19 protein-coding genes are annotated in these 24,949 nt (G+C 63.2%); 6 read left to right on the top strand and 13 right to left on the bottom strand.

Annotation, left to right across the window (positions count from 1 at the left end; genetic code table 11):
• Positions 1-25: 25 nt before the first annotated feature.
• Positions 26-1,075 carry a serine endopeptidase gene (locus ACWYRN_RS15715; protein WP_488688532.1) on the bottom strand — a complete coding sequence of 350 codons (1,050 nt, stop codon included), beginning with the start codon at positions 1,073-1,075 and terminating at the stop codon, positions 26-28.
• Between the two features lie 285 nt (positions 1,076-1,360).
• Positions 1,361-2,413, bottom strand: coding sequence for a tryptophan--tRNA ligase (gene trpS, locus ACWYRN_RS15710; protein WP_229438438.1), 1,053 nt, complete (start codon positions 2,411-2,413; stop codon positions 1,361-1,363).
• A 322-nt stretch (positions 2,414-2,735) separates the two neighbouring features.
• On the opposite strand from trpS, the gene ACWYRN_RS15705 reads away from it, so the two are divergent.
• The 3 genes from ACWYRN_RS15705 to ACWYRN_RS15695 all read left to right on the top strand — a co-directional run bounded on the left by ACWYRN_RS15705 (position 2,736) and on the right by ACWYRN_RS15695 (position 8,355).
• On the top strand, positions 2,736-5,075 hold the full coding sequence (locus ACWYRN_RS15705) for a family 1 glycosylhydrolase (protein ID WP_488688531.1): 2,340 nt from the start codon (positions 2,736-2,738) through the stop codon (positions 5,073-5,075).
• A gap of 198 nt (positions 5,076-5,273) precedes the next feature.
• Positions 5,274-7,049 carry a cation:proton antiporter domain-containing protein gene (locus ACWYRN_RS15700; RefSeq protein WP_488688530.1) on the top strand — a complete coding sequence of 592 codons (1,776 nt, stop codon included), beginning with the start codon at positions 5,274-5,276 and terminating at the stop codon, positions 7,047-7,049.
• Positions 7,050-7,122: 73 nt separating this feature from the next.
• A complete protein-coding gene (locus tag ACWYRN_RS15695; RefSeq protein WP_488688529.1) occupies positions 7,123-8,355 on the top strand; it encodes a CaiB/BaiF CoA transferase family protein in 1,233 nt (410 codons plus the stop codon).
• 30 nt (positions 8,356-8,385) lie between these two features.
• Here the strand turns inward: ACWYRN_RS15695 and ACWYRN_RS15690 are convergent, their stop codons facing one another.
• From ACWYRN_RS15690 to ACWYRN_RS15640, 11 genes are all read right to left on the bottom strand, one after another.
• Positions 8,386-8,712, bottom strand: coding sequence for a hypothetical protein (locus ACWYRN_RS15690; protein WP_305824601.1), 327 nt, complete (start codon positions 8,710-8,712; stop codon positions 8,386-8,388).
• A 110-nt stretch (positions 8,713-8,822) separates the two neighbouring features.
• Positions 8,823-9,317 (bottom strand): hypothetical protein, encoded by a 495-nt coding sequence (locus tag ACWYRN_RS15685; protein ID WP_488688528.1) that lies wholly within the window; start codon positions 9,315-9,317, stop codon positions 8,823-8,825.
• A 9-nt stretch (positions 9,318-9,326) separates the two neighbouring features.
• Entirely contained in the window at positions 9,327-9,812 is a 486-nt protein-coding gene (locus ACWYRN_RS15680) for a hypothetical protein (protein ID WP_488688527.1), read from the bottom strand.
• Positions 9,813-9,954: 142 nt separating this feature from the next.
• Positions 9,955-11,052, bottom strand: coding sequence for a hypothetical protein (locus ACWYRN_RS15675; RefSeq protein ID WP_488688526.1), 1,098 nt, complete (start codon positions 11,050-11,052; stop codon positions 9,955-9,957).
• A gap of 52 nt (positions 11,053-11,104) precedes the next feature.
• Positions 11,105-12,673: a hypothetical protein gene (locus ACWYRN_RS15670; protein WP_488688525.1), complete on the bottom strand. Its 1,569-nt coding sequence runs from the start codon at positions 12,671-12,673 to the stop codon at positions 11,105-11,107.
• A gap of 38 nt (positions 12,674-12,711) precedes the next feature.
• Entirely contained in the window at positions 12,712-15,555 is a 2,844-nt protein-coding gene (locus tag ACWYRN_RS15665; protein WP_488688524.1) for a type VI secretion system Vgr family protein, read from the bottom strand.
• 223 nt (positions 15,556-15,778) lie between these two features.
• Positions 15,779-16,993 carry an MFS transporter gene (locus ACWYRN_RS15660; RefSeq protein ID WP_488688523.1) on the bottom strand — a complete coding sequence of 405 codons (1,215 nt, stop codon included), beginning with the start codon at positions 16,991-16,993 and terminating at the stop codon, positions 15,779-15,781.
• Between the two features lie 172 nt (positions 16,994-17,165).
• On the bottom strand, positions 17,166-18,053 hold the full coding sequence (locus tag ACWYRN_RS15655) for a hypothetical protein (protein ID WP_488688522.1): 888 nt from the start codon (positions 18,051-18,053) through the stop codon (positions 17,166-17,168).
• Positions 18,054-18,070: 17 nt separating this feature from the next.
• Complete coding sequence (locus ACWYRN_RS15650; RefSeq protein WP_488688521.1) at positions 18,071-18,847, bottom strand: hypothetical protein; 777 nt, start codon at positions 18,845-18,847, stop codon at positions 18,071-18,073.
• The gene (locus ACWYRN_RS15645; protein WP_488688520.1) at positions 18,844-19,362 is read right to left on the bottom strand and encodes a hypothetical protein; all 519 of its coding nucleotides are present in this window, start codon (positions 19,360-19,362) and stop codon (positions 18,844-18,846) included. Before ACWYRN_RS15645 ends, ACWYRN_RS15650 begins: the two co-directional genes overlap by 4 nt.
• 73 nt (positions 19,363-19,435) lie before the next feature.
• A complete protein-coding gene (locus ACWYRN_RS15640; protein WP_290423683.1) occupies positions 19,436-19,726 on the bottom strand; it encodes a DnaJ domain-containing protein in 291 nt (96 codons plus the stop codon).
• 243 nt (positions 19,727-19,969) lie between these two features.
• On the opposite strand from ACWYRN_RS15640, the gene ACWYRN_RS15635 reads away from it, so the two are divergent.
• From ACWYRN_RS15635 to ACWYRN_RS15625, 3 genes are all read left to right on the top strand, one after another.
• Positions 19,970-21,721, top strand: a complete 1,752-nt coding sequence (locus ACWYRN_RS15635; RefSeq protein ID WP_488688519.1) for a glutamine--tRNA ligase/YqeY domain fusion protein — start codon at positions 19,970-19,972, stop codon at positions 21,719-21,721.
• Positions 21,722-21,900: 179 nt separating this feature from the next.
• Entirely contained in the window at positions 21,901-23,727 is a 1,827-nt protein-coding gene (locus ACWYRN_RS15630; protein WP_488688518.1) for a CHASE domain-containing protein, read from the top strand.
• 229 nt (positions 23,728-23,956) lie between these two features.
• Complete coding sequence (locus ACWYRN_RS15625; protein ID WP_488688517.1) at positions 23,957-24,904, top strand: glycine-rich domain-containing protein; 948 nt, start codon at positions 23,957-23,959, stop codon at positions 24,902-24,904.
• Positions 24,905-24,949: the final 45 nt, after the last annotated feature.

The following is a 24,949-nucleotide window of genomic DNA, read 5'->3' as shown; positions in this document are numbered from 1 at the left end:
CGGCCCTGCGCCGCCCGCCGGTCTCTCAATCCGCCAGCGTCGTGTTCGCCGCGGTTCCGCACGAAAAGCAGAACCGCGCGAACGCGTTCTTGCGCGTCTTGCAGCAACCGCAGCGGTCGAACAGGCCGATGCCGCAGTGCGGGCAGTAATCGATGCTCGTATCCTTCAAATCCACCGTGCGCTCGCAGCCCGGGCACACGCTTTTCGCCAAGCGTTGCAAGGCCATGTCGTAGCGCATGGTCTGGCGCCGCGCCACGTCGGGCAGCGCTTCGGTTTCCTTCTGGCGCGCCAGGTAGTGCTGCAGCGAGACAATCGCATAGCGCCCCACCACCACTGTCACCACGATCCCCACCAGGTAGCGCACATAGCCGCCATAGCTGGGCAGATAGGGCACCAGCTCGAAGAAGAAGGCGAACAGGGCAAAGTAGATGAAGCCCCAGGCAAACGGCCAGTAGGTGCTCTTCCTCTTGTGCTTGAACAGCCAGCCGGCGATCACCAGCAGCGGCAGGGTCAGCGCCAGCCGGTACAGGAAGACGCGCAGTTCCTTGGACCGCACCGCCTCGAAGTGGGCCTGCATGGCCGGGCGTTCCAGCGCCTGCCAGTTCCTTTCCACGCTTTCGGCCTGCTGGGTGGCGTCGAGCATGGCCTGGCGCTGGGCCTCCACCGCTCCCAGGGCCTTGCGCTCCTCGGCCTCCAGGGCGTCGAGGGCCTTCGTGCGGGTGATGAGTTCGCTGTCCTGGTCGGGCCGCGCCGTGACGCGGCGCGTGGCTAGCCAGTTATCGAAGGAGGCGCGGGCCGAGGCCGTATTCGAACGCGCCACCTCGTGCTGCTGCTCGGCCTGCTGGAGCGCGGTGCGGGCGGCGGTCTGCTTCTGCTCGGCCGCGTCGCGCTGGCTTTGCAGGGTAGCCAGGCGCTGCGGGTCCATGAACTGCTCGACCGTGAGGGGCGACTCGACGTCCCACAGATTCTCGACGATCTTGCCGCCCAGGCCGATCAGGAAGGCGGCGAAAATGAAGGCGACCAGCCACAGCGCGCGGCCCATCCACCGCTCGGTCAAGCGCAAACCTTTCGACATGGGATTCTCCTCGATTAACGATGGAGCGCAGCTTGTCACATGTCAAAGCGCGGGGCTAGCTGGCAGAACGAAGGAGCGGGATGCGATACCGGGGGTATCGGAAAGCGACGTAGGGTGGCCGGCTCCACCCGGGTGGTGGAAACCACGCTGCGTGGACGCCGCCCACGCGTTCAGGCGGCTCCAGAACCGTCGCGGCAATTCACAGGATTGTTGAACGCGTGGACGGCGCACCCATCGCGTGTATTCACGCTGGCGGGTACGGCCGTCCACCCTACGGTACCAGCATCAGAAGTACGACAGGCCCAGCGCGCGGCGCACTTCGTCCATCGTCTGCGCTGCGGTCTCGCGCGCCTTCATCGTACCTTCCTTCAGCATCTGCAGCACCTGTCCCTTGTCCTGGGCAAAGTGCTCGCGGCGCTCGCGGATCGGCGCCAGCATTTCCTGCAGCACCACGTCGAGCCGCTTCTTGACCACGCTGTCGCCCAGGCCGCCGCGGGTGTAGTGCGCCTTCATCTCTTCCAGCGCTTCCTTTTCCGGATCGAAGGCATCCAGGTAGAGGAAGGCGACGTTGCCTTCCAGGTGGCCCGGGTCCGAGACCTTCAGGTGCAGCGGGTCGGTGTAGACCTGCTTGACGGCGGCGCGGATGGCGTCGGCGCTGTCGCCCAGGTTGATGGTGTTGCCGAGCGACTTGCTCATCTTGGCCTTGCCGTCGATGCCGGGCAGGCGGCCGATTTCCGGCACCAGGGCCTTGCACTCGACCAGGATGTCGCGGTTCGCGATGCGGTTGAAGCGGCGCACGATCTCGTTGCACTGCTCGATCATCGGGATCTGGTCTTCGCCCACCGGCACCAGGGTCGCCTTGAAGGCGCTGATGTCGGATGCCTGGCTGGCCGGGTAGGTCAGGAAGCCAGCCGGAATGTCGCGCTCGAAGCCGCGCAGCGCAATCTCCGTCTTGACAGTCGGGTTACGCTCCAAGCGTGCGACAGTGACGAGATTTAAGTAATAAAATGTCAACTCGGCCAGTTCCGGAACCTGGGACTGGATGAAGATCGTCGAGCGCGACGGGTCGATGCCGACCGCCAGGTAATCGAGCGCTACTTCGACAACGTTACGGTGCACCTTGTTCGTGTCGTCCATGTTGTCGGTGAGCGCCTGGGCGTCGGCGAGCATGACGAACTGCCGGTACTGGTCCTGGTAGGCCACGCGGTTGCGCAGGCTGCCCACGAAGTGGCCAAGGTGCAAGGGGCCGGTCGGGCGGTCGCCGGTCAGGATGACGGGCGCCGCAGCGGTAGCGGGGGTCTGGGCTGGGTCTGAAGCAGGATTGTGTTGCTGGCTCATCGGGTTTCCTTGTTGTGCCCCGATCCTGCCGCGCTAAACGAAAAACGCCACCTGAATCGAGGCGGCGTTCATCGAGTCACATCATCTCTGGGCCGCGCGCTGTCAGCGGCGCCACCAGGTGCAGAGCGAACGATGTGGTTTCAGAAAATTCATGGGTGGCATGGTTGCAGGTTGGCGACGCGCTGTCAACCGCGCGTTACACCATCGGCATCATTGACCGGGACAGGGGGACCCGGCGAACCGCACCGGACTGAGCGAACTTTTCGCTTTCGGTAGCCATCTAAACTTTCTTTGTTGCTAAAAATATAACGAGTGGTGATTTATGAATACCAATACGAGCCTGAACAGCCAATCTCGCCCACCAGAGCGCCAGCCGCTCGAACTCTGGGGCGGCCTCGAATGCACCGTCAACCGCGTCCGCGACGACTACTTCAGCCAGCTCGACCGCAATGGCCACGCACTGCGGGCCTGCGACATCGGCCGTTTTGCCTCGCTCGGCATCCGCGCCATCCGTTACCCCATCCTCTGGGAGCGCACCGCCCCCGAGGGCATCGCCAAGGCCGACTGGTCCTGGCCCGACGAACGCCTGCCCGCCCTGCGTGAAGCCGGCGTCACCCCGATCGCCGGCCTGATCCACCACGGCAGCGGTCCGCGCGACACCAGCCTGATGGACCCGGCCTTCCCGGAACGCCTGGCCGAATACGCCGGCGCCGTGGCCGCGCGCTATCCCTGGCTGGAGTACTACACCCCGGTCAACGAGCCCTGCACCACCGCCCGCTTCGCCGGCCTGTACGGCGTCTGGTACCCGCACGCACGCGACGACCGCAGCTTCATCGAAGCCCTGCTGATCCAGTGCCGCGCCGTGGTGCTGTGCATGCGCGAAATCCGCAAGGTCAATCCGAACGCCAAGCTGGTGCAGACCGACGACCTCGGCAAGACCTACAGCACGCCGGAACTGGCCAAGGTGGCCGATTTTTATAACGAGCGCCGCTGGCTGGCCTGGGACCTGCTGTGCGGCACCGTCGGCCCCGAGCACAAGCTCTGGAACTACCTGACGAAAACCGGCATCGACGCCGCCGAGTTCCTCTGGTTCCGCGACAACCCTTGCCCGCCGGACGTCATCGGCGTGAATTACTACGTCACCAGCGAGCGCTGGCTCGACCACCGTCCACAGCGCTACCCCGAGCACCACCGCGGCGTCGCCGACGGTATTCCCTGCGCCGATATCGAAGCCTCGCGCGCGCTGGCCACGCCCACCGCCGGCATCGGTCCGCTGCTGCAGGAAGTCTGGGACCGCTACCACCTGAAGATTGCGATTACCGAAGCCCACATCGACGCCAACCGCGAAGACCAGCTGCGCTGGCTGCTGGAAATCTGGCAGGCCGCCAATACCGCGCGCGACAATGGCGTGGATATCTGCGCCGTCACCGTCTGGTCGCTGCTCGGCTCCTTCGACTGGAACAGCCTGGTCACGCAGAACCGCGGCTACTACGAGCCGGGCCCGTTCGACGTGCGTTCGCCCATGCCGCGCCCGACCGCGCTGGCGGCCATGATGCGCGAACTGGCCGCAGGCAAGCCGCTGTCGCACCCGGTGCTGCGCGGCCAGGGCTGGTGGCGCCGCCCGAACCGCTGGCTGTGCACGCCGGTCGCCACGCCCGCCGCCCTCACCTCGATCTCGGCCGACGGCCACAGCCTGGTCGGCACGAGCGCGGCGCCGATCCTCATCCTCGGCGCCAGCGGCACCCTCGGCCGCGCGTTTGCGCGCATCTGCCAGAAGCGCCACCTGCACTACAAGCTGCTGTCGCGCCACGACATGGACATCGCCGACCCGGCCTCGGTGGAGCGCGCGCTGAGCCTGCACCAGCCCTGGGCCGTGATCAATACCTGCGGCTATGTGCGGGTGGACGATGCCGAGGGCGATCTCGAGCGCTGCTTCCGCGACAACACGCAAGGCGCCGCCATCCTGGCCGAAGCTTGCGCCCGCCATGGCGTGCACCTGACCACCTTCTCGAGCGACCTGGTCTTCGACGGCTCGAAGAACAGCCCGTACGTCGAAAGCGATCCGGTCTCGCCGCTGAACGCCTATGGCCGCAGCAAGGCCGAGGCCGAGACGGCGGTCCTCGACAAGCACCCGGGCGCCCTGGTGGTGCGTACCAGCGCCTTCTTCGGGCCCTGGGACCAACATAACTTCGTCACCCAGGCTTTGGGCGCGCTGGAACGCGGCGAGTCCTTCACCGCCGCGAGCGACATGACGGTGTCGCCGACCTACGTGCCGGACCTGGTGCACACCTGCCTCGACCTCGCCGTGGACCGCGAGAGCGGCGTCTGGCACCTGAACAACGTGGGCTCGGTGAGCTGGTACGAGCTGGCGAAGATGGCGGCGGAAAAGGCCGGCATCGACGCCTCGCGCCTGGAAGCGCGCGCCTCGTCGGAACTGGGCATGACGGCTCCACGCCCTGCCTACAGCGTGCTGCACAGCGAGCGTGCGATCCTGCTGCCGAAGCTGGAGAACGCGCTGGAGCGCTTCATCGAACTGCGTGGCACCGACGATCCGGAGTACGAGGAACTGGTGAAGACGGCCGAATCGCGTCAGCCGGTGGCCAGCGGCCATCGCCAGCAGGAAGAAACGCCGGCGGAAGCGTTCCAGGCCAAGAGTCTCTGACACGTAGGGTGGACTGCTTCGCCGTTCACGCGTTCAACCACCCGATGATCAATCGCGATATCGGATCTTCATGCATCCGTTGAACGCGTGGAGTCATTCAGGCTGGGGCCTGAATGACAAGCCGTCTACCCTACTAGTCTTCCCATCCGCACGTTATAAAATGCCAATGCCAGCCCACAACCGCAAAGGCCTTCACCCGTGCACGAGCAACACGCCTTCCCCTTCCTGCGCGAAATCCTGCTGTTCCTGATCCTCGCCGGCATCCTGATCCCGACGCTGCAGCGCCTGCGCATCAACCAGGTGCTCGGCTTCCTGGCCGTCGGCACGCTGGTCGGCCCTTTCGGCCTGGGACTGCTGGCCGCCGACATCCACTGGCTGTCCTGGCTCACCTTCCCCAGCGGCCCCGGCGTCTCGATGCTGGCCGAAATCGGCGTGCTGTTCCTGATGTTCATGATCGGCCTGGAACTCTCGGCCGCGCGCCTGTGGGCCCTGCGGCGCTGGGTGTTCGGCGCCGGCAGCGCCCAGGTGCTGGCCAGCGCCGCCATCATCGGCGCCGCCGTCGTCTTCCTGCTCGGTGCAGCCATCCCCACCGCCATCATCCTCGGCCTGGTACTCTCGCTCTCGTCCACCGCCGTCGTCATGCAGCTGATGAGCGAGCAGCAAAGCACCGGCACGCGCCTGGGCCAGGCCGCCTTTGCCGTACTGATGCTGCAGGACCTGGCCGTGGTGCCGATCCTGATCCTGATCGGCGCCCTGGCAAAAGGCAGCGGCGACGGCGCCGCCATGCTGGCCGTGGTCACGATGGCAAAGGCCGGCGGCGCGATCGCCCTCATCTACCTGGTCGGCGGGCGCGTGATCCATCCGCTGTTCAAGGCCTTTGCCCGCCAGCGCCAGCCCGACGTGTTCATGGCGCTGATTTTATTGAGCACCTTCGGCATCGCCGGCCTCTCGGCCGCCGCCGGCTTGTCGATGGCGCTCGGCGCCCTGATCGCCGGCCTGCTGCTGGCCGAGACCGAGTTCAAGCACGAGGTCGAGCTGATGGTCGAGCCTTTCAAGGGCCTGCTCATGGGCCTGTTCTTCATGACGGTGGGGATGCAGATGGACACCCGCCACATCGTCGACGCGCCACTGTGGCTGGCGGCGTTTGTCGCTGCCCTGGTGCTGATCAAGGCGGGCGTGATCGCCCTGATCTTCCGCATCGGCCGACTGCCCTGGCCGCGCGCGGTCGAAGGCGGCTTGCTGCTCGGCCAGGGCGGCGAGTTCGCCTTCATCGTCATCGGCTATGCCATCTCGACCCGGCTGCTGGAACCCGACCTGGGTGCACGGGCGATGCTGGCGGTCGGCCTGTCGATGTTCATCACGCCGCTGCTGGCGCGCCTGGGCCGCGCCATCGGCGAGCGCGCCGAACGCGGCGAACGCGCACAACTGGCCGAGGTGGACGAAGCCGCGTTGGCCGCCGCGCGCGGACGCATCATCATTGCCGGCTTCGGCCGCGTGGGCCAGCAACTGGGCAAGCTGCTCGGCGCCCAGCGCATCGACTTCATCGCGTTTGAAAACAACGCGAAAATGGTCTCGCAGTTGCATGCGCAAGGCGTGCCGGTCTACTTCGGCAATGCCGCGCGCTGCGAGCTGCTGCGCCGCGTGCATGCCGACGAAGCGCCGGCCATCGTGCTGACCATGGACCACCCGGCATCGGCCCTGCAGGCGGTGCGCGGCATCCGCCGCGACTTCCCGCACGTGCCGCTGTTCGTGCGCTCGCGCGACGAAAAGCATGCGCGCGCCCTGCGCCTGGCCGGCGCCACGGTGGTGGTGCCGGAAACGCTGGAAGCGAGCCTGCAGCTCTCGGCCTTCGTGCTCGAAGCGATGGGACTGGACGAGCGCACCGTGGACGACATCGTCGACCGCGAGCGCGATCTGTTTGCCGAGCAGCTCAACGACGCCGGCCTGCGCGAAGCGGGTACGCACCGCGCGTGAGGCTCCTTCCGGCCATCGATTGCCGAACGCAGCCAGCTATAATCGGCCTTCTTCCAACCTGGCGAAAAAGACAATGAGCGATACCTTGCAAGCCCTCGGCCACATCCGTGTACTCGACCTGTCTCGCGTGCTGGCCGGCCCCTGGTGCGCCCAGAACCTGGCCGACCTGGGCGCCGACGTGATCAAGATCGAACGCCCCGGCAGCGGCGACGACACGCGCGCCTGGGGACCGCCCTATGCCAAGGACGCGGACGGCCGGGATACGGGCGAAGCCGCCTACTACCTGTCGGCGAACCGCGGCAAGCGCTCGGTGACGGTCGATATCGCAAGCAGCGAGGGGCAGGCCCTGATCCGCGAACTGGCGCGCCACGCGGACGTGGTGCTGGAGAACTTCAAGGTCGGCCACCTGAAGCGCTATGGCCTCGACTACGACTCGCTGAAGGCGGTCAAGCCGGACCTGGTCTACTGCTCGATCACCGGCTTCGGCCAGGACGGCCCCTACGCGCACCGCGCCGGCTACGACTTCCTGATCCAGGGCATGGGCGGCCTGATGTCGGTGACCGGCGAGCGCGACGAACTGCCCGGCGGCGGCCCGCAAAAGGCCGGCGTGGCGCTGACCGACCTGATGACCGGCATGTACGCGACCATCGCCGTGCTGGCGGCACTGACCCACCGCGACCGCACCGGCGAAGGCCAGTACATCGACATGGCCCTGCTCGACACCCAGGTGGCGATGCTGGCGAACGTCGGCAGCAACTACCTCACCAGCGGCAAGGCGCCGAAACGCTGGGGCAATGCGCACGCGAACATCGTGCCCTACCAGACCTTTGCCTGCGCCGACGGCCACATGATCGTCGCCGCCGGCAACGATGGCCAGTACCGGAAATTCGTCGAAGCCGGCGACCGGCCCGAGCTGGCGACCGACCCGCGCTTTGCCACCAACCCGCTACGCGTGCAGCACCGCGACGTGCTGGTGCCGCTGCTGGCCGAGATGGCGGCCACGCGCGGGCGCGACGAGTGGATCGCCATGCTCGAGGAAGTGGGCGTGCCCTGCGGGCCGATCAACGACGTGGGCGAAGTGTTCGCCAACGAGCAGGTGCAGGCGCGCGGGATGGCGGTGGAGTTGCCGCACCCGGCGGCCGGCAAGGTCACGCTGGTGCGCAGTCCGATGAAGATGTCGGCCACGCCGGCGACCAGCACCAAGGCGCCGCCGCTGCTGGGCGAGCACACCGAGGAAGTGCTGCGCGATGTGCTGGGCAAGAACGGCGACGAGATTGCGGCGCTGCGCGGCAAGGGTGTGGTGTAAGCTTTTTGCCCCTGCCGCGTTTTCTACGGCTTAGTGCAGCTTGTGCTTGAAGTCGGACAGCTCCGCGTGGACGCGGGTGACCATCGCTTCCAGGTGCGCCGGCATTTGCGGCATCGAACGGCTGATGCGTTTCGCTTCGTCGCCCATGTCTTCCAGGCTGTCGACGCACTGGACGATTTTCGCCTCGTCATTCGACTGCATCACATCGCGCGCCTGTTTCACTTCACGCGAGATTTTCTCGATACAGTCGCGCATTTCCCGCGGCGTATCCTGCGACGAGCGGCAGGCCTGCTCGGCTTCACCGATGGTTTGCTGCAGATGGCTGTAGCGTTGCTGGATTTCGTTTGCTTGCAACATGATGACCTCCGTTTTAAAGAGAGCAGCCGATTTTAGCGCTGGGAGAAAATGCTTGCGTTAATGGCGCACGTTACCCGGATGAAATCGTCGATTTGATGACGGTAGCGTAGTTATTCGAAGGCGCTGTGCAGTGTCAGATAAACGACCGAGCTTGCCTCGCCACTGCAGAGAAAACCTTGCACCTTCTTGCCTGATTTCGTGAGCTCCGCGTGGAGTGCTGCGCAGTTTCCGATATGGCGCAAGACCGATCGCGAATTGCTGTGTTGCGTGAACATCGCCCTGAAATCGGGAGATAACCAGCGACGTGCGGAACCCGGTGTGATCCATGCGGTTTCTGCCGGGTTGGCCTGGGCAACCCGAATGGCTGGTGCGATCTCTGCTATTAACGTGACATAGTCGGTTGGTCCCGGAACGAGGCCTGTCGACTCTGGCGTGCTGAATACTTCCCAGCGCACTGTATTGATGGGCAAGTCGAGCTTGACCAGGCGTATCAATTCGGCCTGATCGGTAGAGTAGCGCACGCCGCTACTGGCATCACAGGCGACAAGTGACAGCAAGATCAACCACAACGCTAACTGATGGAGGCGAGACGGCATGATCACCACGCGACGGTCTTAATCACAGGCTTCACCGATCTCGTCGATCACCCATTTGTTCCGGCGATACGACAATGTAACGCCTCTGACAGACGCCTCATTGGCGAAATAATGAAGTTTTATCTCATCCACTTCGATCTGAATACCCGCAGCCCACGCTTCGCCAGCAGCCATCGTATTGTCGATCAACTCATCGGTTCGGGAAACCACCTCATATGAGGGCTCCGTACCCGTAGCTTCCAGTTCTCTTTTTATCTTTTTGGCGAACATGCTGGCAAGGTAGGCACGTTCAGGACCTGTCCGAGGTGCGCATAGCAGTGCCTGGACCGCTCTCCATACGACCGGCATATTTTTCACGCCTGCCTTCGACACGGCCTGCCGCAGGACTTGCTGCTCAGGTTTGGAGCAGGTGTTGGAATAGGTCCCCCCATGCATCGTCAAGGAACGATTATTGTTTGCTGCCATGACGCCACTACTCAGCATGGCACCAATCAGGATCGCCATTGCGCAGCGGCTCAAGCGACGAAATAAGAACATGGACATGATTTACAAAGTTAAATAGGTGTGCTGCTTCCAGCGCACTTATGTTGATGTGCACGCTTCTCAGGCTTTGACGCGGACAATTATGCCGCTCAACATTTCCTTGTCATGTTTTCTGGCCTTGATCACTATCCCATTGCCAAATCGTTTTTCCATAATCCGAATTAAGGTTGTCAAACTGTTCACCTGACCGATAGTAGCGACGCGAATTTACCGCTGCTGGAGATAAATAGAATCCGGCTTGCACACAGTATTCGCCCGCGTCAAAGCGTAACAATTCTGCTGATCCAACTTGCGGCTCGGCGTAGATCTCCTCCACCTCATCGTTGACGAGTCCGACAAAGCACCAGCGTGATGAATTTGGTCTAAAGGCGTTGCGAGCTACGAGACTTGGTGCTAGCTCGGGAGTCTGCGATTCCTCGAAGAAGCTATCTTGCCTCAGATCCGGGGAGGATAGATTATCGACAACAAAACGAAGCATCGCACTTCCATCAGTCCACAGCTTCGCGCGACCCACACTCGCCAGAGCAGCTCTCCCTAAGTCGTTGAACGTCGTCCCGGCCAAGAGCTTGCCTGTTGCATTTCCAGTCCAGGCAAACTGCAAGCTTGCGTTTGGATCATTGATGGATACATACACACCAGTTTTAGGAGGTACCTGACCACTCTCGCAGACAAGCTCAGGTATGACTCGGAATTTGGGCAAGACCGGGAAAATATCCCGATGACCTTCCCACGCGAGAGTCAAACCGAAATCATTCCATCGAGTCGAAGATACCGCTCGATCCATCGTATTATCGATATACCGCGCATATTTGGACACCGCCTCAAACATTCGATCAAATTGCTCCTGCTCCTCCGGAGTGGTCCATTGCATTGAAAACTCTGCCATGCCGCGGCCACATTGATATGCACCTGTCTTGTGATAAATATTTGACTTGAGATCTGCAATACTCTGCGCTACCGAACGCTGAAAATCACCAAGAAATGGCCAGGCATTATTCTCCCAGTTTTCGCTTGTATTGCGACTTCCCCACTGTTTGCAACGAAGTAATAGATCCCGCCCTTCATCATGACTTATGTCGAGAATACCTTCAGCAAACATCCTAAGCTGTATAACTTGATCTTTTAACCCTTCAAGATATTTTAGAGAGGAAAAATGATATAGAAGCGCAGCCTGCTTCTTTTGCCACAAGGTAAGATTCATTCAGATGCTCTCTGATTGATTCAAGCGAAAGCCAGAAGATCTGGCAATCACTTCAATGATTTAATATGGTGGTCTGCCCAGGCAACGATGGGAGTCCTATTTTATCCCCGAAACCTGCCCCTTCGAAGTCAGTGTATCCCCACCCTGTTTCAAACGGCCCGCTAATGTTCGGATGAGTTATTGACTCACGTATCGATACATATTCCTTCTGCTCGGCCCGACTCAGCTTGTTAAAATCAGCTTGCGTAATAGGTGCCCTTAGAATATCTTTCTTGCCGCCCTTTAGCTTGTAAAACCGCATGACATCATTTCTCGGGTCGGCCCGTGCTATATTGAAAACAATCTGTTCGTATCCCCCTTCGAGGTGATGGTCTGGCAATGCATCTTTCGTCTGTCCAGAGGCAGGTCCTCTCCACGTTTTGAGAGACTCACCCGGTTTCAAGTCATAAATCACGAACTGTCCATCTGCATTCCAGTCGGGCCACACTGCCAGAAACTTTCGCCATGCCTCTCTTGGGTTAGGCGAATTTTGGATGTCATTAAACACTTTTTCACTGATCCAGCAATCACTCATTGCTCTGCTGTTCGGCGATACAATTCGAAAGAGCCTCGCTGGGCCTTTGATCTCGTCAGCGACCAGTTTGTGAAACGACTGGATATTGCCGTCGGTGAGAGGCGGCCACCCGTCTTTTACTTTTGCCTCTACCATTGAGCGCATAAGATCAGGATCGGCCTGGTTCAAGCGTGGTGCGCCATCGTTGAGCCAACTCGGCCTCGTACGCGAATTACGCATGAGAGAAACGGCTTTTGCCTCCGGTAGAGTGCCCCTGAAATGTACATTCCGTACGTCTACAATACCCTTCTGCCTTTCCAGAGCCTCACGTTCCAAGCGTAATACCACTGTATCGACGACATTCTGTACTGGTTTTAATGCCCGAGCAAAATACTTATCTGCTGCCAAACGAATGTTTTTCACTTCCAGCAACACTTGATTTGCTTTGTTTCCAAGCATTGGAATCAACTCAACCTTGCTTACCATTGCCTCGACCACTTTGATGGCGCGATCGAAAGCTGCAGTTAACTCAGCCACATTGATACGTGCGCGCACAGTCTTGATTTCGAGAGCTAGCCACCTTAGGACTTCGTCAACCTTGTGCGATTTCAAATATTCCTGGACCCGCCGTCTGCGCAGGAAAGAGATGACCCAGCTCATCGCCGCATCAACCGCTTCCCCTGTTTTTTTCTCTCCAACTTTCCGTACGAAGCCAAAAAAGATCTTCAGGACTCCTTTCACAAGCGATCCCAATGAAGGAAAGAGACCGATGAGAGTAAGAACCAAGGCGACCCAATTCCATATATCGGTACGGTCTTTCGCCAGCTTTCGGCAATTTGCTATCAAATCACGCAGATCGCACACTTGGTCAACTAAAGGAATCATCGAAATGCCAGCATCAACCAGAATCTGCGCAGTCGACCTGTCGTCGTTGAAGTCCCCTTCGATCGCCTCCCAAAACCATACAAAAGGATTCGAGCTGGGTTCATTTTCTTGCTCTTGTCCTTCTTCATCTCCTGTCGCCCAAGCTATTGCGCTCCGCATTTGCGTTGCATTGACTTCCGCCATAAACAGTCCTCCGGGGTGAATCGGTTTCCTATGACAGATCAACTGGTCAACTTCTCCAAGGGATCATGTGGATTTTCCTTCGTTGGCGTACGCGGGCTGTACACGATCTTTTTGACGGTTTTGTTGAGAACATTCTCGTGCAAGGCTTTCCCATCCTTGTCGAGGGTGCCGGACAATACAGAGCCCCCCTCGAAGTGAATCTTGTAATCCACCTCGGGGATGCCTTCTGCCAGTTCAGGATCGAGGTAGTGCAAACCAATCCAGTGCTTGGCTTCCTCGCTTAACTCCCCAGGCAGGTTCAACAGATTTGCGGCCTTATTGCCACCACCATCAAACACATGCTTCCCACCCTTCACCGAAAACTTCCCCGGACAAGCAAACGTAATATCCCCACCCTCCAGCGTCACCGCCGACTGCCCCGCCTGCAGCACGATCTTTTCCTTCGCCTTGATCTCGATGCAGTCGTTCACCGAGATCACCGTGATCTCCTTGTCTGCCAAAATCTCCAGCTGATCCGTATGCGCCTGCAGCGACACCGGCCCATTCCCCGCGATCGCCTGGATGCCGCCCGAATGGGTAAAGAAAGTGGCCGCGCCGCCAGCCACTGACGACACCGTATGCGCCGCGGCGAAATGCAAATCGGATTGCGCCGTCCAGTGCAGCTGCTGCCCCGCATGGATCACGGTCGATGCCGGCGTCGCCCAGTTCATGCTGGCCGCCGCATCCATCAGCACAAGCGCCGAACCGAATTTCTCGACTGGCTGCCCCGCATCGAGTTCGCGCGATCCCGGCCTGGCCTTCAGCGCTTCCTGGCCGCCGACGGCGCCCGCATACTTGCCCTGCGCAGCAGGATCGATCTGTTCGATGAAATCGGCCTGCGCCTTCGCGGCATCCTTGCTGAACAGCGCTCCCTGCTGAACGGCGGCATCACCCAACGTGCCCGCCAGCGCCTGCACCCCCTTGAACAACGACACGCTCTCGGCCGCATCCATCTGCGTCGCGGCGATGCCACTGCCCAGCTGGGACCGTGCACTGGTCGTAATCAGCACGCCTTCACCGCCACGAATCACGGCCCAGGCATCGGTGCGCAGTTCGAAGCCGCTGCCGCGGTAGGCGCCACGCGCAGCCGAACCGGGCGACTGCTGGATCAGGTAGCCAAGGTTCAGCTGCGTCGACGCGCAGCTGGTGGCTAGCCGCGTACGCAACTGGCCCTGCGTGTCGTCGATCTGCCACTGGTTGTAGCCGCTGCCGTCGAAACCGTGCGTGTGAATCCCGGACAGCACGCCCGCGTGATCGACGCCCGAATCGACGCCAGCCGCAAACGGCGGCAAGTCGGCCCCGGTGAACAGCTGGGCCACGACGATTGGCCGGTCCATGTCGCCTTCGATGAAGTCGACCAGCACCTCGGTGCCGATGCGCGGCGTGAACACGGTGCCCCAGTTCGGCCCGGCCAGCGCTTCGGACACGCGCACCCAGGTGCCGGAGCGCTGGTCGCCCGGCGCGCAGCCGCGCTTGTCGATGTTGTGCTCCAGCCCACCGCGGTTCGCGCCCTGCCCGCGCTGCCATGCGAACTGCACCTTGACCTGGTGATCGCGCGTTGAAGTGGCAGTGGCGTCGGCAACGCCGACCACCAGCGCCGTCTGCGGACCGAGGGCGGTCGACGGATGCGGCGCAACCGTCGCAGGCGGCACCAGCGGCACGACGTCGCGCACGCAGCCGAAGCGGTTGCGGTAGGTGCCGTTTTCCAGGCCGCCGGACGTGCTGTCGGCGATCCCGGTACGGAAGTTGTTGCGCGCCGCGTGCTCGACCCACAGCACGGTGAAGGCGTTCTTGCCATTCGGATAGCGGTCGTGCTGGGTCAGCCGGAAGCCGTGGCCGGCCGCCAGCCGGCGCATGGCGCCGCCGCCTTCGAAGACCTTGTTGTCCTGTTCCAGCGCCAGCAGCATCAGGTCGCTGTGCGCATAGGGCGCGCCGCGTTCGGTGGCGATGCGCTCGCCGCTGCCGTCGTAGACCTGCAATGCCGGCAGTTCGCCGGCGTCGAGGCAGGATTGCTGCTCGGCGCCCGGGGCCACCAGTTGCGTCGGGTCCCAGCTGCTGATGGCGACGCCATTTGCCTGCACCGCACGCCTGGCGCGGAAGTCGTCGATGGCGTCGTCGTGCTCGGTGGCACGCACGCCGTGAAAGCGCAGCACGTCGCCGCCAGGAGTGGCCGGAATGCGTGCGCGACGGTCGAAGATGACGAGCTTGTGACCGGCGTGGCCACGCGCATCAGATGTACCAGGCGCATCGCCTGCCTGGTCGTGCTCGAAGCGCCAATTCAGGCCTTCGCTGGCCAGCAGCCGTACCAGGAAATCGAAATCCGTTTCGCGGTACTGGGTGCAGACCGGCCGCATCCGCAATTCCTGGGTAATGGCGAAGTCGAAGCGCACCTGCGGGTAGTCGGCCAGCAGTTCGCTGACGATCTCGCGCGCGTTCTTGTCCTGGAACAGATAGCTGTCGCGGCGCAGCGTCAGCAGCGCCAGGGCCGGTTCCAGTTGCAGGCGGTAGCGGGCGATGCCGCCGTCGGCGCCGAGCCAGGCCGCGCCCGTGCACAGGCCGTGCCAGGCGCGCCGGCTGCCGTCGGGCTGCAGCAGGCCGACGGTCAGTTCTTCGCCGATGAAGCCTGCCAGGTCGAGGTCGGCCGAGGTGCTGAGGGCATCGACCTCGAAGGCGAATAGTTCGTTGACGGCTTCGCGTCCGCGAAAGGCTTCGACGGCGGGCGCCTCTGGCAGGCTGCCATCCTGGGCGCTGGCCAGGGTGATGAGGCGCGCGTGCTGGCTGAGACCGGTGCCGAACTGGCCCAGTGCAAGGCCAAGGGCGGCCAACTCGGGCGGGGCGTTCATGGGGCAGACACGACTGCGATCGATGCCATCCGGGACTCCTTTGCGATGCGGGAAATCGGCAGGGGTGTCGGGCAGGTGAATTGTCGAGCCCGCCCGAACACGCACAGCCGTCGATCTTACCGAAGCGGAAAGTACGGAAATAGCCCGTGCAACATGACGGGAATCAATGCAGAAGTGAAATATTTCGCCGGGTTCAAGCCCGGCCTCGCAGCGCAGCCGGCGCTTACGGCGCGGCAGGCGGCGTCGATTTCAGCGGGGCCAGGCCGCGCAGGCGCAAGGCGATCAGCATGGCCAGCACCAGGATCGCACCGAGCAGGCCGACCACGCCGAACCAGCCGCCGTGCTCCCACAAATAGCCCGAGAACCAGCCGACCACGCTCGAACCGAGGTAGTAGAAGAACAGGTAGAGCGCCGAGGCGAGCGCCTGAGGCGGACGCGCCCGCCGTCCGACCCAGCTGCTGGCCACCGAGTGCGAGGCGAAGAAGCCGAAGGTGTACAGACCCACGCCGGCGACGACGGCGACCAGGTTGCCGGAGAGCGTGAGCAGCAGCCCGCCCAGCATCAGCGACATGACCAGCCACAGCACCTTGCGCCGTCCCAGGCGGTCGGCCAGGCGACCGGCCCAGACCGAGCTGAAGATGCCGAGCAGGTACAGCACCGAGAGTGCGCCCACCGCGCTCTGGCGCAGCCCGAATTCCGGCCCCAGCAGGCGGTAGCCGATGTAGTTGTACAGGCTGACGAAGGAGCCCATCAGCAGGAAGGCCAGCACGAAGAGGAAAGGCAGGCCGGGGTCGCGCAGGTGGCGGCGGGCGCCGTCGGCCAGGCCGCCCAAACCGCCCTGCCCCGGCCGGAAGCGTTTCGAGACCGGCAGGCTGCGCCAGAATTCCCAGGCCGCGTACAGGCCGGCCGCGCCCATCAGGCCGAGGGCCAGGCGCCAGGAAAAGAAGTCGCTGATGACCGAAGCCAGCACGCGCCCGAACATGCCGCCAAAGGCGCTGCCGCTGATGTACATGCCCATTGCCAGGCCGAGCGAGCTGCCCTCGATTTCCTCGCTCAGGTAGGCCATGGCGACGGCGGGCATCCCGCCCAGCATGAAGCCCATCAGGGCGCGCAGGGCGACCAGTTGCGCGTAGTCGCTGGTGAAGGCGGCCAGCAATGTAAGCAGGCCGCCGCTGAACATCGAGGCGGCCATCAGGGGCTTGCGGCCGAAGCGGTCCGAGAGAATGCTTGAGACCAGCAGGGAGATGGCCAGGGCGCCGGTGGAAATCGACAGTGCCAGGCTGCTTTGCGCGGGCGTGAGGGCGAAGTCGCGCGCCAGCAGGGGCATCAGCGGCTGGACGCTGTAGAGCAGTGCGAAGGTGGAGAAACCGCCGAAGGCCATGGCGCGGTTGACGCGCTTGAACTCGGCGCTGCCGGCAGCGATGGCAGGGGTAGGCATGGGGTGAATCCTGGAATGCGACTGCCCATGATAACGGAGATCGGCTGGGGCTGCTGGTAACAGACCGGTGATTTATCGCGGCATATCCGGCGGTCCTTGAACGCGTGGGCGGCATTCGAGCCGTCACCACGCGCACCGCCGGGTGGAGCCGCCTTTCGTGGCCCGGACCACCCTACGGATATTCCGTATCCAGCTCCGAACCCGCATAGTTTTCCAGCTCCGCGATCAGCTGCTTCATCGGCGCCTTGGTGCGGATGCTTTGCAGGACCGTGCAATGCTCGCGGTAGGTCTGGATGCGCTCGGCGATGATGGCGCGGTGCGGCGCCGGGATCTTGTCGAGGAAGTGGGCCCAGCCGGTTTCGAAGTCGGGATTGTCCTTGCGCACCGCCTTCACGAAGCGCTCGAAGCCCTTCTGCGTGGTGCGCGCGACGATGGTGCCGCCGCCTTCCACCGCGAAGATGATCGCCAGCGCGATCACGCCTTCGGCATTCAGGTCCGGATCGTTGACCGCGCCTTCGTAGTGGTGCTTGCGCAGCCACTGGGCCGCGCGCACGATGGCCTGCACGCCCTGGCGCTGCTGCAGCTGGCCGAGGTAGCGTTCGTAGCCGGTCCAGCTTTCGCCGGGGTCGGCGGTGCACAAATCGACGAACAGTTCCTTCAGGCGGCGCTGCGCGTAGACCGGGTCGCTGTCGTACTCGCCGACCAGGCTGTCCTCGGGCAGCGCGGACAGTTCGCGCACCAGGCGAAAGCCCGCCTGGAACACGGACTCGACGCCGTCCTCGATCAGGATGTCGAGGGCCACGGCGTCGCCGTCGTCCTCGCTCACGCCCTCTTCCACGAGCAGGCTTTCCAGGCCCAGCGACACGCCGCCCACCGTCAGCAGCAAGCCGCGCTGTATGCCTTCGGCGGTGCGGTCGTTGGTGAACTTCTCGGCCACCATCGCCGTGACCCCGGACAGTTCGTCGGCCAGGATCGCCGCTTCTTCCGGGTCTTCATTGGCCAGCAGCTTGATCGCGCGGACCAGGCGCGGCAGCTTCTCGACGACGATTGCAGGCAGCATCGACACTCCGCTCCCGCTCACGAGAAGATGTCCGAGCCCATGCTCTTGCGCGTACTGCGGCGTGGCATGGTGCGGACCGACGGCACCTGCTTGCGCAGGCGGTACAGCAGCTCGCGCGTGCCGCGCTGCTGAAAGTCCGGGTCTTCGTCGGGATCGTCCGGGTATTCGGCATCGGCCATCTCGGCGCTGTGACGGAAGTCCGGGAACAGCTCGATCAGCGAACGTTCCCAGCCGTCTTCCGTTGCCTTGGCCAGGTCAACCGCGAGCGGAATGATGTCGCTGTCGGAAGAGGTCTGGCCGGTCACGTAGCGGCCCTTCAGGTTGATCTCGCCGGCCACTTCCATGATCTCCTTCGGCGCCAGCGACCAGATGATGGCGAACACGGTGGCGCCGTGGTCGGTGCTCGAGGCTTCCTGCAGCAGTTCGTGGCGGCGGTCTTCGTCGTCGTTGGCGTAGACCACGCCGTGCACGTGGTTGAACAGGCCCTCGGCCAGGCGCTCGGGGTCGTCCTCGATCATGTTGTCGGGCCAGGTGGCGGCCAGGTAGGCCAGGCTGTCGGCCCAGGCTTTCGGCGGCACCAGCATGGTGGCCAGCGAAGTCTTGGCGCCGTCGAAGCCGGCCAGGTGCAGCGCCGTCACTTGCGGCGGCAGGGTCGACAGCACCTCCACCACGGCGTAGTCGCCGTGTTCGTCGGCCGCCTGCGAGAACGCCTCTTCGGCGTGCTGCAGCGAGCCGGCCAGTACCAGTTCGCTGACCTGTTTGGTCAGCGCCGGCAGGTTGGCTTTGTCACTCATTCACGTTCTCCCTGATCGAAAATCTGGGTGAAGTCGTCGGTGGCGGCGGTGTCGTCCATGCTCTGGACGTCGTCTTCGTCGTCGCCCTCGTCGCCTTCGGCCAGCTGGTCGAGCGACTGGTCGTCGTCCTGCCAGCGCTGCTGGTGCTTGAACAGGAAGGCGGTAATGATGGCCTGCCGCGCCAGTTCCGGGTGGTTTTCCGTCATCGACGCGTACATGGCCGCGCCGTCCTCGCCTTCGCACTCGGCCATGGCGAACACCGGCGCCGGGTCGCCGCCTTCGTAGTCGGCCGCTTCGCGCAGCAGGCCTTTCGGGTCCTTGAAACGAATCTTGTCAACGAGGGCGAATGCCATCAGGTTGACATCGTCGATGCCCGAGCCGCCGGCGTATTCCGACACCAGGGCGTCGACCATCATGTCGTAGTTCTTCTTGTTGGGCGGGTCGCCCAGTGTGCCGTCGATCTGGCCTTCCAGCTCGCGCGACTGGTAAGCGAATTCGGGATGTACTCTTTTCATGTTCTTGTTCCTGTAGGGGTTCGAGGGCCGATGCGGGGCACTTGCCCCGCATCGGCACGGCTCTTCATTCGGCTCAGACCTGCAGCGTCACGCCGTTCAGCGCGAACAGCGAGCGCCACAGCTCGAAGGCCTCGGCCTCGGCATCGAGCACGATGCGGTGGTTCACGCTCTGGTTGTACTCGTCGCGTTTGGCGCGGTCGGACAGGATCTCGTAGGCCTTGGTGACGGCCTTGAAGCGCGCTTCCGCACCCGGCGCCTGATTGCGGTCGGGGTGGTAGCGCATCGCCAGCGAGCGGTAGACCTTCTTGATCTCATCGTCGCTGGCATTCGGCGCGACGCCGAGGATCGCGTATAAATTTTCCAATTTGGAACTCTCCGGCTGGTGCCGAAAAACGGCAAAACGAGATTATCCTATAGAAATCACCAACTTGTCAGGACGGCCAAGCGGACGGAAAGGCCCTGCCAGCCACTTGCAAGTGGGAGCAATAGCGCCCAAGTATGTGCTTCGCATTAAACGCACTCCGTGCGCTCCACCACATACACGGACCGTGGCGCCCCCGTCTACGGTAAAATGGCAAGAACTTTACCTAATCCAAACACCTTTTTCATGAGCACTGAAAAGAACAATGCGGCGGCCAACGCGCCTTCGTCGAATTTTGTGCGCGCCATCATCGAGAACGACCTGGCGGCCGGCACCCACAAGCGCGACGGCATGCCGGAAGTCATCACCCGCTTCCCGCCCGAGCCGAACGGCTACCTGCACATCGGCCACGCGAAATCGATCTGCCTGAACTTCGGCCTGGCGCGCGACTACGCCGGCCGCTGTCACCTGCGCTTCGACGACACCAATCCCGAGAAGGAAGACCAGGAATACGTCGACACCATCATGGACAGCGTGAAGTGGCTGGGCTTCACCTGGGAGCAAGGCGGCGAGGAATACCTGCACTACGCCTCGGACTACTTCGGCAAGCTGTACGAGATGGCCGAGTACCTGATCAGCAAGGGCTACGCCTACGTCGACAGCCAGAGCGCCGAAGACATGGCGAAGAACCGCGGCAACTTCGGTACGCCGGGCACGAATTCGCCTTTCCGTAACCGCCCGCCGGAAGAATCGCTGCAACTCTTCCGCGACATGAAGGCCGGCAAGTACAAGGACGGCGAGCACATCCTGCGTGCCAAGATGAGCGAAGACGCGATGTCCTCGCCGATCATGACCAACCGCGACCCGGCCCTGTACCGCATCCGCCATGCGCACCACCACCGCACGGGCGACGACTGGTGCATCTACCCGATGTACGACTACACGCACCCGATTTCGGATGCGCTGGAAAGCATCACGCACTCGTTGTGCACGCTGGAATTCCAGGACCACCGCCCGTTCTACGACTGGCTGGTCGAGACCCTGGCCGAGGGCGGCTTCTTCCCGCGCCCGGTGCCGCGCCAGTACGAATTCTCGCGCCTGAACTTGACTTACGTTGTCACCTCGAAGCGCAAGCTGCGCGCGCTGGTCGACGATGGCGTGGTCACCGGCTGGGACGACCCGCGCATGCCGACCATCGTCGGCCTGCGCCGCCGCGGCTACACGCCGGAATCGCTGCAGCTGTTCTGCGAGCGCATCGGCGTCTCGAAGGCCGATGGCTGGATCGACATGAGCACGCTGGAAGGCGCGCTGCGCGACGACCTCGATCCGAAGGCGCCGCGCGCGATCGCCGTCCTGCGTCCTTTGAAACTGATCGTCGATAACTTCCCTGAAGGCGAAGCCCACGACTGCACCTCGCCGGTCCACCCGCACCACCCGGAAATGGGCCTGCGCCACTTCCCGTTCACACGCGAACTGTGGATCGAGCAGGAAGACTTCATGGAAACCCCGACCAAGGGTTACTTCCGCTTCACCCCGCCAGTCGGCGACCAGCCGGGCGCGCGCGTGCGCCTGAAATACGGCTACGTGGTCGAGTGCACCGGTTACGACAAGGACGAGAACGGCAAGGTCACCGCCGTGCACGTGAAGTACTTCGCCGATTCGAAGTCGGGCACGCCAGGCGCCGACAACTACAAGGTCAAGGGCAACATCACCTGGGTCAGCGCCGCCTCGGCACTCGAAGCCGAAGTGCGCCTGTACGACCGCCTGTTCCTGGAAGCCCAGCCGGACGCGGGCGGCAAGGACTTCAAGGCCGCGCTGAACCCGAACGCGCTGGAAACCGTCACCGCCTATCTCGAGCCGGGCATGGCCGCCGCTGTAGCGGACCAGCGCTTCCAGTTCGAGCGCCACGGTTATTTTGTTGCCGACCGTGTCGATTCGCAGCCGGGCAAACCCGTGTTCAACCGCGTGACCACGCTGAAGGATAGCTGGGGTAAATAAGTAATTTTCCTGGCATAAACAATCCCGCCCGGGTAACCGCGGCGGGATTTTTTTTATGTCGTTCACCTGCCGCCATCAACCTATCAGGGTTGCTAGGTAACAGCCAAGGTCTGTCTGCGCGATTCTGATCGAAATCAAAAAGGTCATAGAAAAACACACAGACCGAGGCGGACATGGGGATGACAGCCGACTTCACTGCAACAATCCGGGCAATCAAACTCGGCTCTTGGCTGGGCGCCCTGCTCTCGCTCGGCGTGGGGGCGGGCCTGCACATCAGCACCAGCCGCGCTATCGAATACGATTCGCACGAGCGCTTCCTGCACATGGCGCGCAACGTGCAGTCGATCCTGGACGGGCGCATCAAGACCTATGCCGACCTGCTGCGCGGCGCATCGGCCCTGTTCCTGACAGACGAGAACCTGTCGCGCCAGCAGTTCCAGCAATATGTCGTCGGCCTCGACCTGAGCAACCATTTCCCCGGCGTCGAGACCATCAATTTCGCACGCCACGTCACGGATGCCGAGCGTGCGTCGTTCGAGCAGCAGGTACGACGCGAACTCGACGGCAGACAGCATGCCTTCCGCATCTGGCCCGAAGGCCGGCGCCCCGAATACACGGTACTCACCTTCGTCGAGCCGAACCAGGCCTGGAACAACCGCCTCGGCATGGACCTGCAGGCGCGCCCCGCCGTGGCGCTGGCCCTGGCACACTCGCGCGATACCGGCGAAGCCTCGACCTCGGGCACGCGGGTGGCGATCCGCAGCAGCGGCAGCGGCCTGGGCATGCGCATGCCGGTCTACCGTCCGGCCATGCCCCTGGGCGACGTGGCCCAGCGCCGCGCCGCCTACATCGGCTCGGTCGGGATCGGCTTCAGCGTCGAGCGCCTGGCCCAGGGCGTACTCGACAACATGCCGAAGCACTCCACGCGCCTCGTGATTTCCGGCATGAGTCCGGTGGAAGAGCCTGGCGGGCCGCCGGGGGTCTACAAGCGCACCGTGTTCTTCGACAACTATCCCGATGCCGCCGACGACCCGGGCGTGTTCCGCGCCCTGCTGCCGGTGGGCGTGAGCGGACGCGGCTGGGACATCGACTTTCGCGTCAGCAAGCGCGACATGTATTCGGAGCTCGACATCTACCTGCCCTGGGTGGCGATGCTGGCCGGCATGGTCGGCACCAGCCTGCTGTATGCGCTGTACCAGACCCTGAGCTCCTCGCGCCGGCGCGCCATCGAGCTGGCCGAGGAAATGACGGGTGAACTGCGCGCCAGCGAAGCCAAGCTGCAAAAGACCAACGACAATTTGCGGCGCCTGGCGGCCCATGCGGAAACCATCAAGGAAAGCGAGCGCAAGCGCATTGCGCGCGAGATCCACGACGATCTCGGCCAGAACCTGCTGGCCCTGCGCATCGAGGCCGACCTGCTGGCCTCGCGCACCAGCGGCCGCCACCCGCGCCTGCACGCGCGGGCGCGTTGGACCCTGGAACAGATCGACGCCACCATCAAGAGCGTGCGCCAGATCATCAACGACCTGCGGCCGCACGTGCTCGACCTGGGCCTGACGGCGGCGGTCGACTGGCAGATCGCCGAATTCCAGCGCCGCACCGGCATTGCCTGCGAGCTGGTGTCGGACGGACGCGAGCTGCACGTCAGCGACCGCTGCGCCACCACCCTGTTCCGCATCCTGCAGGAGTCGCTGACGAACGTCTCGCGCCACGCGCGCGCTACCAGCGTGCGGGTCGAGCTGGCGCTGGACGAGGAGTCGATCACGATGACGGTCAGCGACAACGGCATCGGCCTGAACAAGGGCGGCGGACAGAAACCGGGTTCCTTCGGCCTGGTCGGCATCGAGGAAAGGGTGCGCATCCTGGGCGGAAAATGCGTCATTACCAGCCGGCCGAACGCCGGCACCACGGTGCACGTGGCGATTCCAGTGGCCGACAACCTGCTGTCGGTTGCTCCGGGAACGCCGACCGTCGCCAGCCCGGCGAAAGCGTTCGAGAGCCTGTAGTGCGATTTACCACAAGAAATTGCTTGACCTCACTCAACTTGCGCAAAATCAATTATTTCAGGAAGTTTGGGGTAGAGAATGGTTCTCACTGTGATGCATCAACAAGCCCGCAGCAATGCACACAGCAATAACCCCGAGGAGGACCAGACCATTCGCCAGCATGTCTCATCGACCGTCCAGTCATACACAACACAATAACGATGCAGTATCCAAAACGATAGGATGAATCATGATCTCGAATAACGATTTCGCAGCAATCGCCGCGCTGGATTTGACCCCGATTAAAGTAAAGCTGATGCACAAGAAATCCGGCGAAGGCTGGTCGCTCGACAAGGCCAATGCCATGGAAATCGAGTACCGCCGCTTCCTGTATCTGATGAAGGCCTTCCCGAACGACGAGACCGCGCCGCAGGTCGATGTCGACACCTTCTGGCACTACCACATCCTCGACACCATGAAGTACGCCCAGGACTGCGAACAGGCTTTCGGCTACTTCCTGCACCACTACCCCTACATCGGCCTGCGCAGCGAAGACGACGTCGCCGTCCAGCAGCAGGCAGGCGAACGGATGCGCGAACTGTACGAATCGACCTTCGGCGAAGCCTACTTCAGCTTCGATGCCGAAGCCAAGGCCGATCTCGCCTGGTGCGGCCGTGCCCCGGCGAATGTGGTTGACGCCGCTGCCGAGGCGGCATGGTGCGGCCGTGCGCCGGCAGTAAGCGCCGAAGGCGCTGCCGAGACCGCCTGGTGCGGCCGTGCGCCGGCAGTAACCGCCGATGGCGCCGCCCAGACCGCCTGGTGTGGCCGTGCGCCGGCCGGCACCGATGCCGCCCTGGCCAAGACCGCGTGGTGCGGCCGGGCGCCGATCAAGCCGATCGCCGATGCGGTACAGACCGCCTGGTGCGGCCGGGCGCCGGCAAAAGCCGAAGCCGCCGCGAAAGATACCGCCTGGTGCGGGCGCGCCCCGGCCAAGTCCGAGGCAGCCGCGAAGGACACCGCATGGTGCGGCCGTGCCCCGGCAAAAGCCGACGCCGCTGCGAAAGATACCGCGTGGTGCGGGCGCGCCCCGGCAAAGACCGCGGCTGCGCAGGACACCGCCTGGTGCGGCCGCGCTCCTGCCGCAACCGCGGCGGCCGCCCAGACCGCGTGGTGCGGCCGGGTTCCGGTTGCTGCCTGAGAAAAAAGAAAGGCAGGGCCGGCTCACGCCGCCCTGCCCCTGGCA

Source organism: Massilia sp. BAP21 (assembly GCF_057801335.1).
Note: the sequence above shows the minus strand (reverse complement) of the source record. Positions and strands in the feature narration are given on the sequence as shown.